We start from the raw sequence: 12829 nt of genomic DNA on the forward strand, positions 1-12829 counted from the left end.
ATGGACGTGCGGCTGGCGGGGGCAAAAACGCGACGGAAGGGGAACGCGGCCGCGGGGTGCCGGTGCCCGACACCCCGTATCGCCTTACTCCGCGTCGATGAAGTCCGGCTCGACGCGCTTCTCGTCGCGCTCCGTCTCGAGGTGGGAGACGAACTCCTCGAGGGCCACGTCGTTGCGCTCGTTCTCGAAGCGGTCGCGGACGGAGACCGTGCCGGCTTCCTCCTCGTCGCCGCCGACGACGACCATGTACGGGAGTCGGTCGTCGTGGGCCTCTCGGATCTTGCGCCCCACCGTCCAGTCGCGGTCCTCGACCTCGACGCGGAGGCCGACGTCCTCGAGCGCGTTCTTCACGCGGTGGGCGTAGCCGAGGGTGTCGTCGGAGACCGGGAGCACGCGGACCTGCTCGGGCGCGAGCCACAGCGGGAAGTTCCCGTTGAAGTGCTCGATCAGCACCATGAAAAAGCGCTCGTAGGAGCCGTACAGCGCGCGATGGATCATCACCGGGCGGTGCTCCTCGTTGTCCTCGCCCGTGTACGAGAGGTCGAACCGCTCGGGCATGTTGAAGTCGAGTTGGACCGTCGGGCCGTCCCAGAGGCGGCCGAGCGCGTCCTCGAACGAGAAGTCGATCTTCGGGCCGTAGAACGCGCCGTCGCCCGCCTCCACGTCGTAGTCGTAGCCGCCCGACTCCAGCACGTCGCGGAGCTGGTCCTCCGCGGACTCCCAGATCTCGTCGCTGCCGACGGACTTCTCGGGGCGGGTCGCCAGCGCGACCTCCACGTCCAGTCCGACCGTCTCGACGACCTCGAAGATCATCTCGATGACCGTCTCGATCTCCCGTCGGATCTGGTCCGGGCGGACGAACAGGTGGCCGTCGTCGATGGTGAACGACCAGACGCGCGAGAGCCCGGAGAGCTCGCCGCGCTGCTCCTTGCGGTACACCTTCCCGTTCTCGAAGTAGCGCTTGGGGAGGTCGCGGTACGACCACGTCTTCTGGTCGAAGATGGTCGCGTGGCCCGGGCAGTTCATCGGCTTGAGGCCGTACTCCTCGTCGTTGACGTCGAGGAGGAACATGTCGTCCTTGTAGTTCTCGTAGTGGCCCGACTGCTTCCACAGCTCCGTCCGGAAGACGTGGGGCGTCTCGACCTCGTCGTAGCCGTGTTCGCGGTTGAGCCGGTCGGCGTACTCCGAGAGCTCCCGGAGCACCGTCTTCCCGTTGGGGTGGTACAGCGGAAGCCCCGGCCCCGTCACGGTCGGGATGGAGAACAGGTCCATCTCCTGGCCGATCTTGCGGTGGTCGCGCTCCTTGGCCTGCTCGCGCAGCTCGAGGAACTCCTCGAGGTCCTTCTCGGAGGGGAACGCCGTGCCGGAGACGCGCGTCAGCGTCTCGTTGTCCTCCTCGCCGCGCCAGTAAGCCGCGGAGATGTCGAGCAGCTCGACCGCCCCGACCTCGCCGGTCGAGGCGACGTGGGGGCCCTGACAGAGGTCCTGCCAGTCGTCCTGCTCGTAGAAGGTGACCGTCTCCTCGTCGGCCTCCTCGTCGAGGATCTGACGCTTGAACTCGTTGTCCTCGTAGATCGAAAGCGCCTCCTCGCGGGAGCGCTCGACGCGCTCGATGTCGTAGTCGGCCTCGATGATCGACTCCATCTCCGACTCGATCTCCGCGAGGTCCTCCTCGTCGAGGTCGACGTTCGCCACGTCGTAGTAGAACCCCTCGTCGGTCGGCGGGCCGATGGTCAGCTTCGCCTCGGGGTACAGCCGCTGGAGCGCCTGCGCGAAGACGTGGGCCGCGGAGTGACGCAACACCTGCAGGTACTCGTCGGACTGGTCGGTGACGATCTCGACGTGGGCGCCGTCGTGGACCGCGGCGTGCTTGCTCACCAGCTCGCCATCGATCTTGCCCGCAACCGTGTCACGACCGAGCCCCGGGCCGATCTCGTAGGCCACGTCCTCCAGTGTCGCCCCCGCCGGCACGGAGAGTTCTGATCCGTCCGGGAGGACGACCGTCACGTCGGCCTGAGCATCGGTCTCGCTCATACTTCGGTCAAACCGGACGAGGGGTTTAAGCGTTGTTGGACGGCGCGAGTCCCTCCCACGGTTCCGGGGCGACTGCGGGGGATCGCGGCCGGGGCCGCGGGCTCACAGATACGGCCGCAACACGGCCCCGTCGTGGAGGTTCTCGGGCACCGCCTCGAACCAGCGCGCCGCCCGGATCGTCTCGCCCTCGACGCCCAGTTCCGCAACCGGCGGAATGGCTCCTTCGGCGGTCGCCGCGAGGACGTAGCACTCGCCGCGGTACGCGACCGCGTCCTCGACAACGTCCCCGGCCGACGCGTCCGGGGGCACGTCCGCGCTGGAGACGTACAGCTGATCGAGCACGACGAGTCGGTCCCCGACGACCGCCTCCAGCGCGGTCTCCTCGCGGACCTCGCGCGCGGCCGCCTCCGCGAGCGTCTCGCCTGGTTCCACGCCGCCGCCCGGGAGCGTCCATCCCTCCGACCAGCCGTTCTTGACGAGCGCGATGCGACCCGCGGGGTCCAGCACTCGCGCCGCGACCGCCCGCGCCGTGCCCTCGGTCGCCCACGCCTCGAACTTCGTGAGTCGATCCGGGTCGACCCGGATCAGGTGCGGTTCGCGCGGCGCGTCGGCGTCCGCGGCGTCACCGTCCACCCCCGTCACGGCTCCTCGTCCTCCCAGTAGTCGACGTCGTCGTCGATCCGGTAGTAGCCCGACAGCGAGCGCGCCTCCTCGCTCCCGGGCGGCGCGCCGGCGTAGACGCCGAACTTCTCCGAGTCGGGGTAAACCGTCACGTCCGGTTCGTTCATCGTGGACATCGCGAGGTAGCGGACCGGCTCCTCGCCGTCGTTGACGACGCGGTGGCCGCCGGATTCGTCGGCGGGGAACGCGACGTAATCGCCGGCCTCGATCGGGATCGGTTCCTCGGGCGTCCGGAGCGTTCCCGACCCGGCGAGGACGTAGATCGCCTCCTCGTTGCCGGCGTGGTAGTGATAGGGCCACGACTTCGCGCCGGCGGGGAGTTCGTAGAGGCTACAGCCGATCTCCTCGCCGTCCGCGGCCGCGGCGAGACGCTTGCGGCGGAACGGCGGGTCGCCGCGGTCGCCCGCCTCCCAGTCGAGGTCGGCCTCGTTGACGGGGTCCATGCGTGTGCCCACGCGGGAGGGGCGCAAAATCCTTCTCCCGTTCGAGAGTTCGCGACCGCCGCGACGCTCGACACGAACGCGGTCGACAGGACCGGTAACGGGAGCGGGCCGAGAACCACGCATTGATCGTGCCTTGGCGGGAGGCGGTTTGGTGCGGTGCTGAGGCGGTGTGGTGCAGTACTGTGGCAGTTTCTGTCAAGATTGTGGTACCGCGGCGGCGCGAGGGCGCGAAGCGCCCGGAGCGCCGACCGCGGCCCCTTTTTGATCGACATTTTTCAAGGACGGGTGAGCGCGGCGCGAAGCGCCGCCGCGAACCCGACGCAGAAAAAGGTCGGGGCACAGTCGTTATGCCGGTCCGTGCCCGACCGGGAGGTATCGTGGAGACGGGAGACGACGTCGTCGACTGGTTGCGCTCGCGGCCCTACTACGAGGGACAGATCGCTGAGCATCGCCGGGTGCCGGGCCGGGAACCCTCGTTCGCGGACGTGGACCTGGAGCCGCGGCTGGCGGACGCGCTCGCCGACCGCGGGATAGACAAGTTGTACGAACATCAGGCCGAGGCCATCGAGGCGGTCCGCGACGGGAAGGACGCGGTTATCGCCACCGAGACCGCGAGCGGGAAGTCGCTGGCGTACACGGTCCCCGCCTTCGAGAACGCGATGGACCACGGCGGGCGGACGCTGTATCTCGGCCCGCAGAACGCCCTCATCTCCGACCAGGAGGAGACGCTGTCGGCGCTGGCCGGCGATCTGGGATTCGGGAGCCGGGTGTCGGTCGACACCTACACCGGCAGACTGTCGAAGTCGGAGAAGCGTGACGTTCGGGATCGGCGGCCGACGGTCCTGCTGTCGAACCCGGACATGCTGCACTACGCGCTGTTGCCGTACGGCTACCGGCTCTGGGAGTGGTTCTTCTCCTCGTTAGAGCTGGTCGTGATCGACGAGGTCCACAACTACCGCGGCGTGTTCGGGTCGGGCGTCGCGCTCGCGCTGCGGCGGCTCAACAGGCTCTGTGAGCGGTTCGGTGCGGACCCCCAGTACGTCTGCTGTTCCGCGACCATCGGGAATCCGGTCGAGCACGCCGCGACTGTCACCGGCCGGCCGGAGGGAAACTTCGCGCTCGTGGACGAGGACGCCTCGGGACGCGGGCCGCGCGACTGGGTGCTGTGGAACCCGCCGGAGTACGACGACGACTGGCAGGAGCGCGGGAGCGGGCGCCGGAAGTCGAGCCACACCGAGACGAAGCGGCTGTTCGTGGATCTGGTCCAGCAGGGCCACCAGACGCTGACGTTCACGCGGGCGCGTCAGACGGCGGAACAGTACGCGACGGACAGCGCGGACGACCTCCGCGACCGCGGCGAGCGGGAGCTGGCCGGCAAGGTCGGCGCGTATCAGGCGGCGCTCAAAGACGACACGCGTCGCGACCTCGAGGCACGGCTACACGACGGCGACCTCCGCGGCGTCTGGTCGACCAACGCGCTGGAACTCGGCGTGGACGTGGGGGGACTCGACGCGGTCCTCATGGACGGCTACCCCGGAACCCGGATGAACACGTTCCAGCAGGCCGGCCGCGCGGGCCGCGGTGACGACCCCGCGCTCGTGGTGCTGGTCGGCGGCGAGGACCAGCTCGATCAGTACCTGCTGTCCAACCCCGAGGACCTCTTCGAGGCGCCGCCGGAGGACGCCATCTGCGACCCGGAGAACGACCAGCTCCTCCCGCGCCACGTCGCCTGCGCGGCCGACGAGAACTGGCTCGCGCCGAGGGACCGCGACCACTTCGGCGACGAGTTCCCCGGGATCGTCGCGGAGTTCACCGAGAACGGCGTGCTCGACCGTCGCGAGACGCGGGATGGGACGCGCTGGACGTTCAACGGCGACGCGAGCCCGCAGCACGAGATGAACCTGCGGACCGCCGAGGAGCGCGAGGTGGACCTGATCGACACCGGTCGCAACGAGACGGTCGCCTCGCTCGGACTCTCGGACGCGATGCGCGACGCCCATCCGGGCGCCATCTACCATCAGCAGGGCCGCACCTACGAGGTGACGAAGCTGGACCTCAACCGCGACGTGGCGGAGCTGTCGACGACGTGGGCCGACTACTACACGCAGGTCCTCACCGAGAAGGACGTTGTCGTGAACGAGGACCTCGACGAGCGTCCGCTCTCCGCGCGGCCGGACACCCCGGTCCGGTTCGCGGACGTGACCGTTACCGAGCGCGTGACGGGGTTCGAGCGCCGCGACTCCTCGACCGGCGAATCGCTGGGACAGAAGACGCTCGACCTCCCCGAGACGACCCTCCGCACGCGGGCGCTCTACTTCCCGGTTCCGGAGGACGTGGAGACGGACATGCGTGCTGACCACGGCGAGCACGGCTTCAATGGCGGCATTCACGCGGCCGAGCACGGCGTCATCTCGCTTTTCCCCTTTCACCTGCTGTGTGACCGCTCGGACGTGGGCGGTCTCTCGACGCCGTATCACCCCCACACCGACGCCGCAACCGTCTTCGTCTACGACGGGTATCCCGGCGGCGTCGGACTGACGCGGCGGGGGTTCGAGCGCGTCGAGGAGCTGTTCGCGCGGACGGCCCGACTCATCGAGGGGTGCGACTGCACGGACGGCTGTCCCGCGTGCGTCCAGTCGCCCCACTGCGGCAACGCGAACGAGCCGCTGGCGAAGGCGCCCGCGACGCAGCTCCTGTACCGACTCGTCGACGCGCCCAGTCCGGCCGCGGATTGAGTCCGCCGGGACCGATCACCCGCCGGTTCTCAGCCGGACCACTCGCCACCCATATCGCCCGCGACGCGGTCGCGCCACGTCTCGAACCTGCGGTCGCAGTCCGGGTTCTCCGCGACGTGGTCGACGAAGCCTGCGCCGGGATCCGCCAGCGCGGCGCCGCAGAACGGGCACTCGTTCGGATCGCTCCACGTCGCTTCGACGGTCGTGGGGGTTTCGGCCGACATGAGAGAGGATCACGTCTGCCTGCAAAATAAAGACACACGTATGGGCAGAAAATCTGAACAGAAATGGTCTTAGAGCCGATAACTGCGGGTCAATGTTGTGGTCTCCTGTCTGAATACGCATAAATAAAAACGTTCGTAATTGTTCGTCATCGGGATATCCCCCCGAACTGGTTCGACCACTGACGAGAACGGCCACGAAGTTTATGGCCGGAAGTCGTCAACGGGCGTCCATGCACTCACGACGTCGCGTGCTCGGAGTGGTCGGCAGTTCGTCCGTGCTGGCATTGAGCGGTTGCCTCGACTTCGTGACGGGAGAGGGTGCTTATCAGGTGTCCGCGGAGCCGGCCGTGGTCAGCTCCTCGACCGCGGACGGGACGGACTACGAACTGCAGGAGGTCGCCGAGCGGGTCATCGAGGAGCAGTTCGAGGTCGCCGGACAGGAGCGGAGCGTCGAGGCGACGAACTACGTCGCGACCTACGAGAAGACCGTCGAGTTCGGGCCCATCGGCGAGGCGGCCGTCGCGGTGTTCGCGGTGCTGTCGACGCCCGCGGTCGAGATCGCGGGACAGACGCTCAACCCCGTCGCCGAATACGACAACGAACGCCTCGTACAGTTGCTCGCCTCGAACTACGAGTCGCTGGAGGTCCGCGGCGAGGCGGAGACGCTGACCTACACCCCGTTCGATACGGAGTACGAGGCGACCAAGTTCGACGCGGTCGCCCAGTTCGAGGGGCAGGAGATCGAGGTGTTCGTGCAGGTAGGCTCCGTCCGCCACGAGGAGGACTTCCTCGTGCCGATCGCCGTCTACCCGCAGGACCGTGCCGAAGACGAGGAGCCAGTCGTCGCGGACCTCACCGGAAATCTCGACCATCCCGCCGATGTCGAGGTGACGACCGCGACCGCCTCGGACTCGTCGTAGCGATCGCGGCCGTTGCGGCCGTTCCTCATCGATCGTTCTCGGGGGACCACATCGCGTCCGAGAGAGTCCGCTGGACGGCCTCCTCCCCGACGGCGCTCGCGAGGCTCTCGAACCCCCGTCTGACCAGCCGGTCGTCGGCGTTCGCCACCAGCCGGGAGACGATGAACTCGGGCGTGGATTTGCCGACGGTCCCGAACCGCGGCTGGTAGTCCACGCGAAGGTCCAGGTCCTGGGTCAGCCCCTCGGCGAAGATCCCGTCGATGCGGGCGTCGTTCGGCAGCGGACTCAACTCGTCGGCGAGGTGTGTGACGAACACGCCCAGCGCCGCTTCCTCGACGGTGATCCCGACGAGCCCGTTCAGCAGGTCGGCGGCCCGACCCGGCTCGGTGATCGCCTCGAACTCGTCGACGAGCATCAGCGTTCTCCCGGATTCGACGAGCGGGGGGACGACGGACTTCAACGTCGACTCCAGTACGCCGGCGTTGAAGGAGGCGTGCCTGCGGTGGAAGACGACGCGGTCGAATCGCCCGACCTCCGCGGTCTCGGCGGGAACGGGAAGCCCCATCGAAGCGAGCAGCGTCACCGCACACAGCGTCTCCAGCAGGGTCGTCTTCCCGCCGGAGTTCGCGCCGGTGAGCACGCTGACACGGTCGCCGGAGGGCGGTCGCTCGCCGGCGGCGAACCCGGCGGAGGGGAGGCCGTGCTCGCCGACGGCGTACGACACCGGCTGTGGGTCGTCGAGGAAGGGACTCCGCGCGTTCCGCACGGCCACGCCGTCCTCGACCAGCGTCGGTCGCGTGAGGTCGTACGCGGCCGCGAACCGCCCCAGCGACAGCTCGAAGGCGATGTCGTCGACCGCGTCGACGGCCGCAGCCACGTCGGCCTCCGCCGCCTCGATGCTCGCGTGCAGGTCTGCCGCGACCGCCTCCTCGCGCTCCGTGGCGTCGGCATCCGCCTCGCGAACCAGTTCCCGAAGCGTCCCGGAGACGAAGTCGGCGGCGTCGACCGCCTCGTCGGGCGCCGCCGCGCGGATAGCGGCCGGTTCGATCCCCGTTTCGTCCGCGACGTGGTCGACAACGCCGGCTTTGAACGCCTCGAAGTCCCGGACGCTTCCCTCCCGGACGCTGTCGATCACGTCGAACGCGGAGTCCGACAGCTCGCGGGCCGCGTCGCGGCGGTCGCGGAGCCGGTCGAGTTCGTCGTCCGCGCCGCGTTCGACCGCGACGCCGTCGTCGGTCTCGCGGACGTAGCCGAGCGCGCCAGCCGCCTCGCGGAGCGCGTCCTCGTCCACGTCCGAGAGCGCGTCGAACGTGGAGCCGGTGAGCCCCGCCTCTCGGAGCGCGAGGGCGGTTTCGACGGCCGCCCGGTCGGAGCCGTTCTCCGCATCGAACGCGTCGAACGCCTCGACGACGGCGTCGCGGTCGTCACTGTCGAGGTCCTCCCACGCGGCTCGCGCGGCCAGCACGCGGTCGAGTTTGTCGGCCACCGCCTCGCGGTCCGAAAGCGGCGTCGTCACGCGGATCCGATCGCCCGCGTGCTCGGTCAGTGCGTAGCCGGACGCGAGCGTGAGCAGTCGGTCGTACACGTCCCGCGCGTCGCCCGTCGCGAGCACGTCCATGCCGGCCTTCCCGTTGGCGCGCCGGAGGATCCGCGTCGCTCGGCCGCGCGTGATCCCCGCGTCGACGAGCGCCCGGACGTCGGCCGACTCGATGGCCTCGACGGCCCGCTCGACGCCGAGCGCTTCGGTCAGCCGCTCGCTCGTCTTGGGACCGACACCCCAGTAGTCCTCCAGTCGCATATACCGTCCCGTCCACGGCCGCAGTCAAGGAGCTTTCGTCGGAGAAAAAGCGCCGCCGGCGATCAAGCGGGCAACGACCGCCGCGATTCAACGTCCGTCCCGCTGGTCTCGCGCCCGATCCCCTCGACGAGTGCCGACGCGAGCGCGAGCACCGCTCGTTCGTGTTCGGCACGCGACCCCCGGATCGTCATCGGAGATGTTTCCAGCGCTCTGTACTCGGAGAGATCCCTCTCGGTGACGGGGCCGTCCTCGTGCAGCTCTTTCGCAAGCGTGCCCAGCAAGTTGTGGAAGTGGATGAGTTCCGTCTTCTTCATGCATCACTACAGGTTCCGAGGGTTTCTAAACCCGTTGCCGATCGGGGGATCGAACCGTCGTAAACCGCTCGTTCGCACGCTGTGGCGCCCGGATCGCTGCGTCGAAGTGGGTCTCAGAGCGGCGTTTCCTGATCGGAGGGACCACCCTCCAGTTCGCCGTCCCAGTCCCGGTAGCCGCCCGCGAGGCTCCTGACGGTCGCGTTTGCGGCTCCCTCGTAGCTGCCGATAAGCCGCGCTGCCTGTATCGAGGACTGGCCGACCGGACAGACGGTGACGACCTCGTCGTCCCAGTCCACCTCGTCGACGCGGCCGGGCAGTTCCGTCAGCGGGACGTTGATCGCCCCGGGGATGTGGCCGCGCTCGTAGGCGGCTGCGGGGCGGATGTCGACGACTTGCGGTCCGTTCTCCGCGAGCTCCTCCGCGAGCTCCTCGGCGGTGATCTCCTCGACCATTTCTGTCGGCGATAGCGGGCGTGTCGGGAAACCGGTTGCGGTGTGTCACTCGATAACGATCGGCTCCTCGGAAAACCGCCCCGACGACGCGTCCCAGCGCCACGCTCGGACGGTCTCCCGATGTCTGTCCGACCCGCTCTTTTCGCCCCTACCGCCACCGTCGTCGGTACCGTCGTCCGCACCGCCATCTGTCGGCGAGACGATGACGTAGCAGTAGCCGTCCCACGTCGCTCGGTCGCGGTCGGTGGCGCTCGGCTCCGCGGGACCGCGCGGATGCGAGTGGTAGAATCCCACCACGTCGTCGCCCGCGTCCTCGATCGCTTCGACCGCCTCCAGCAGGGCGGCCGGTGCCATCTCGTACCGGCTCCGGGCGTTCGCGGCCGCGTTCTCGACCGCCAGTGAGGTCTCGGCTCGGTCCGTCCGCCCGGTGCCGTCGCTGGTCGGGCGTTCGTCGTCTGCCACACGCGTTCCGCCGAGCACGCCGCAGACCTCCTCGGGGACGCCGTCTCGGGCGTGAGCGATCAGGTCGTCGCGGACGGCGGCGTCGATCCGGAGCACGGGCAACCGTAGGGAAGCGTCCGGCTTGAAGCCCGCGCCGCGGGCCCGGACGAACGCTCGGACGGTCCGGCCGTGGGAGCGTCGAGAGGTGAGCGTGTTGGCGAACAGGCGACACGGATGAAGCGTATCCGTCCGGTTGGCCGGTGTGGTCGCAGCTTTCGCTCCGGGACGGAAATCGCGCGGCGACGTGTCGCACCGACCGAGTGGCCCGCCGCGCGGCTCGTCTCAGGTCACGAGGTGAGTGGCTCGCTGTCGGTCAAAAGGGTTCGCCCGCGGACGCGGGTCGTATCGGTGGCAGTGGTTCGGATGTGGGGATCGGACGAGCCTGATGGGGAAACCGACGGTGGCGAGCGCTCTCAGCGGCTCTGTCTGTAGATCAGGTTGCGTTGGACCTCGTTGGCGCCCTCGTAGATGACCGGGATGCGGCAGTCGCGGTAGACGCGAGCGATGCGGCGGTCGGTGAAGATGGATCGACCTCCGTGGAGCTGCATGCCGCGCTCCGCGCAGTCGACCGCGGTTTCGGTCGCCTTCGTCTTCGCGAGCGCTGCCCAGTAGCCCGCGTCGTCGTGGTTCATCACCTTCTCGCACGCGCGCCACGTGAGCGCACGGGCGGACTCGAAGCCGATCCGCATGTCGGCGAGCATGTGCTGGACGGACTGGAACTCGTTGACCGTCCGGCCGAAGGCGTTCCGACCGTGGACGAACTCCTCGGCCTCCTCGATGGCGGCCGCCGCCAGCCCGAGGCCGTGGCCGCCGACGACGACGCGACCGTGGTTGAAGAAGTCGGCGAGCATGTAGAAACCGCCGCCCTCGGTGCCGACGAGGTTCTCCTCGGGGACGAAGCAGTCCTCGAAGACGATGTGTCCCTGCTTGGAGGCGCGCATCCCCATCTTCTCGGGGATGTGCTCCGCCTCGTAGCCGTCACGGTCGGTCTCGACGATGAACATCGAGTAGTTGGAGTAGCGGTCCTCCGCGTCGCCCGTCTTGACGTAGACGGTGAGCCAGTCCGCCTCGACCGCGTTGCCGACCCAGTACTTCTCGCCGGTTATCTCGTAGCCGCCCTCGACCTTCTCGGCGCTCGTCGTCATCCCCGCGAGGTCGGAGCCGGTCTCGGGCTCGGAGACCGCCAGCCCCGATATCTGGTCGTTCTCGGCGACCGGGCGGAGATATTCCTCCTTCTGTTCCTCGGAACCGTACTGCTCGACGATCTCGCAGCCGAAACTGGCGAGCTGGAGCGTCAGCGCGATGCCGGCGTCAGCGCGGTAGAACTCCTCCGCGATGGCGAGGATCTGCGCGAGGTCGTACCCCTTCCCGCCGTACTCCTCGGAGATGTCCTGTGCGACGAGCCCGGCATCCATGCCGGCTTCGAGGATCTCCCACGGGTATTCACCCTCGCGGAAACGATCCTCCGCGTTCGGCGCGATGTGGTCCGCCGCGAACGCCCGCGCCTCCGCTTTGACCTCGCGGGCGTGTTCGGGGACGATCGTGTCGTCGAGTAGCTCCATGGGTGGTTCTCTACTCGTGTCACCAAAACCCTCGTGGAACAACGATAAATCGTGCGCTCGTTTATTCGGTCGAGACAGGCCCGAGGAACGCGGCCGCGTCAACGCTCTTCGGGGTCGGAGCGCTCTCCGTCGGCGCGCCCGCCGTCGGACCGGTCGGCATCGTGCGGTTCGGCGTCGGCAGGCTCGGTCGAACCGCGGTCGGACGACGCCGGGTCGGCGGGATCCGAATCGGCCGCGTCTGCGGGCTCCACATCGTCCGCGTCCGCGGGTTCCGCACCGGCCGGTTCGGGATCCGCGGGCTCGAACCCCGCGGCGTCGAACCCCGTGTCGGGCCGTTCCGGCTCGAATCCCGCCTCCAGAAGCCGGTCGCGGAGGGCCTCGCGGTCGACCGTCCCCGAGACGGTCCGTGGCAACTCGTCGGCGAACCCGACCGTTCGCGGAAGCTTGAACCCGGCGAGGCGCTCGCGAGCGAACCGCAGAAGCGCGACCGCGTCGAGGGGGCGCTCGGCGGAGTCGGTCGCGGCGGCCGCGGTGGCGTCCGAATTCTGCCCGGACGCGGTCGTGGGCTCGGCGTCGGCCTCCTCGTCGTCCTCGGCGGGGACTACCAGCGCGGCGACGCGCTCGCCCCACTCCTCGTCCGGGAGGCCGGCGACCGCGACTTCGGCCACGCTCGGGTGCTCACGCAGGACGGCCGCGACCTCCCCGGGTTCGACGTTCTCGCCGCCCGTGATGATCCGGTCGTCGCGTCGGTTCAACACGAAGAGGTAGCCGTCCTCGTCGCGGTATCCCACGTCGCCGGTCCGGAGCCCGTGTTCCCCGAAGGCGCGGCGATTGGCGTCGGGATCCCGGTAGTACCCCGGGGTTACCGTCGGTCCGTCGATGACGATTTCCCCCGTTTCACCGACGCCGACCGGGGCTCCGGAGTCGTCTACGACCGTGAGGTCGGTCCCCAAGAGCGGTCGGCCCACCGTCCCGAGGCGATCGACGGCCTCCTCGGGGGTCGCGGTCGCGACGCCGGAAGCCGCCTCGGTCATTCCGTAGGTGGGGTAGACGGGGATCGAGTAGTTCTCACAGCGCTCGATCAGCGCGTCCGGCGCCGGGGCACCGCCGAGAAGCACCGTGGACAGCGAGTCCGCGAGCGTCCCCCGGCTGTCGAGCATCCGCG

Annotated in this window: 12 protein-coding genes; 2 read left to right on the forward strand and 10 right to left on the reverse strand. The window is 69.0% G+C overall.

The window, feature by feature from the left end; genetic code table 11:
- Positions 1-84: 84 nt before the first annotated feature.
- The 3 genes from thrS to AN233_RS10260 all read right to left on the reverse strand — a co-directional run bounded on the left by thrS (position 85) and on the right by AN233_RS10260 (position 3158).
- Positions 85-2034, reverse strand: coding sequence for a threonine--tRNA ligase (thrS, locus tag AN233_RS10250; protein ID WP_058366690.1), 1950 nt, complete (start codon positions 2032-2034; stop codon positions 85-87).
- Positions 2035-2136: 102 nt separating this feature from the next.
- A complete protein-coding gene (locus tag AN233_RS10255; RefSeq protein WP_176696676.1) occupies positions 2137-2676 on the reverse strand; it encodes an NUDIX domain-containing protein in 540 nt (179 codons plus the stop codon).
- Positions 2673-3158: a cupin domain-containing protein gene (locus AN233_RS10260; protein WP_058366692.1), complete on the reverse strand. Its 486-nt coding sequence runs from the start codon at positions 3156-3158 to the stop codon at positions 2673-2675. The genes AN233_RS10255 and AN233_RS10260 overlap by 4 nt, the downstream gene beginning before the upstream one ends.
- A gap of 377 nt (positions 3159-3535) precedes the next feature.
- On the opposite strand from AN233_RS10260, the gene AN233_RS10265 reads away from it, so the two are divergent.
- Positions 3536-5893, forward strand: coding sequence for a DEAD/DEAH box helicase (locus tag AN233_RS10265; protein ID WP_245626053.1), 2358 nt, complete (start codon positions 3536-3538; stop codon positions 5891-5893).
- 29 nt (positions 5894-5922) lie between these two features.
- Here the strand turns inward: AN233_RS10265 and AN233_RS10270 are convergent, their stop codons facing one another.
- A complete protein-coding gene (locus AN233_RS10270) occupies positions 5923-6117 on the reverse strand; it encodes a DUF7501 family protein (RefSeq protein ID WP_058366694.1) in 195 nt (64 codons plus the stop codon).
- A 230-nt stretch (positions 6118-6347) separates the two neighbouring features.
- Between AN233_RS10270 and AN233_RS10275 the strand changes: the two genes are divergently transcribed.
- Positions 6348-7037, forward strand: a complete 690-nt coding sequence (locus AN233_RS10275) for a DUF6517 family protein (RefSeq protein WP_125920015.1) — start codon at positions 6348-6350, stop codon at positions 7035-7037.
- 25 nt (positions 7038-7062) lie between these two features.
- Here AN233_RS10275 and AN233_RS10280 read toward each other — a convergent pair whose 3' ends face one another.
- From AN233_RS10280 to AN233_RS18060, 6 genes are all read right to left on the reverse strand, one after another.
- A complete protein-coding gene (locus AN233_RS10280; protein WP_058366696.1) occupies positions 7063-8835 on the reverse strand; it encodes a MutS-related protein in 1773 nt (590 codons plus the stop codon).
- 62 nt (positions 8836-8897) lie between these two features.
- A complete protein-coding gene (locus tag AN233_RS10285) occupies positions 8898-9149 on the reverse strand; it encodes a UPF0058 family protein (RefSeq protein ID WP_058366697.1) in 252 nt (83 codons plus the stop codon).
- A 113-nt stretch (positions 9150-9262) separates the two neighbouring features.
- Positions 9263-9601, reverse strand: coding sequence for a rhodanese-like domain-containing protein (locus AN233_RS10290; RefSeq protein ID WP_058366698.1), 339 nt, complete (start codon positions 9599-9601; stop codon positions 9263-9265).
- 45 nt (positions 9602-9646) lie between these two features.
- On the reverse strand, positions 9647-10159 hold the full coding sequence (locus AN233_RS10295; RefSeq protein WP_080508429.1) for a desampylase: 513 nt from the start codon (positions 10157-10159) through the stop codon (positions 9647-9649).
- A 356-nt stretch (positions 10160-10515) separates the two neighbouring features.
- Complete coding sequence (locus AN233_RS10300) at positions 10516-11664, reverse strand: acyl-CoA dehydrogenase family protein (RefSeq protein ID WP_058366700.1); 1149 nt, start codon at positions 11662-11664, stop codon at positions 10516-10518.
- A 98-nt stretch (positions 11665-11762) separates the two neighbouring features.
- Positions 11763-12829: class I adenylate-forming enzyme family protein (locus tag AN233_RS18060; protein ID WP_245626054.1), on the reverse strand; the 1067-nt coding region annotated here is incomplete at its 5' end.

The organism is Haloparvum sedimenti (assembly GCF_001462205.1).
Lineage (GTDB): Archaea > Halobacteriota > Halobacteria > Halobacteriales > Haloferacaceae > Haloparvum > Haloparvum sedimenti.

Bases quoted from the DNA above. Each gene is read 5' to 3' on its own strand.
- thrS (WP_058366690.1), bottom strand. From the start codon at position 2,034: ATGAGCGAGACCGATGCTCAGGCCGACGTGACGGTCGTCCTCCCGGAC.
- AN233_RS10275 (WP_125920015.1), top strand. From the start codon at position 6,348: ATGCACTCACGACGTCGCGTGCTCGGAGTGGTCGGCAGTTCGTCCGTG.
- AN233_RS10285 (WP_058366697.1), bottom strand. From the start codon at position 9,149: ATGAAGAAGACGGAACTCATCCACTTCCACAACTTGCTGGGCACGCTT.
- AN233_RS10270 (WP_058366694.1), bottom strand. From the start codon at position 6,117: ATGTCGGCCGAAACCCCCACGACCGTCGAAGCGACGTGGAGCGATCCG.
- AN233_RS10300 (WP_058366700.1), bottom strand. From the start codon at position 11,664: ATGGAGCTACTCGACGACACGATCGTCCCCGAACACGCCCGCGAGGTC.
- AN233_RS10290 (WP_058366698.1), bottom strand. From the start codon at position 9,601: ATGGTCGAGGAGATCACCGCCGAGGAGCTCGCGGAGGAGCTCGCGGAG.
- AN233_RS10280 (WP_058366696.1), bottom strand. From the start codon at position 8,835: ATGCGACTGGAGGACTACTGGGGTGTCGGTCCCAAGACGAGCGAGCGG.
- AN233_RS10260 (WP_058366692.1), bottom strand. From the start codon at position 3,158: ATGGACCCCGTCAACGAGGCCGACCTCGACTGGGAGGCGGGCGACCGC.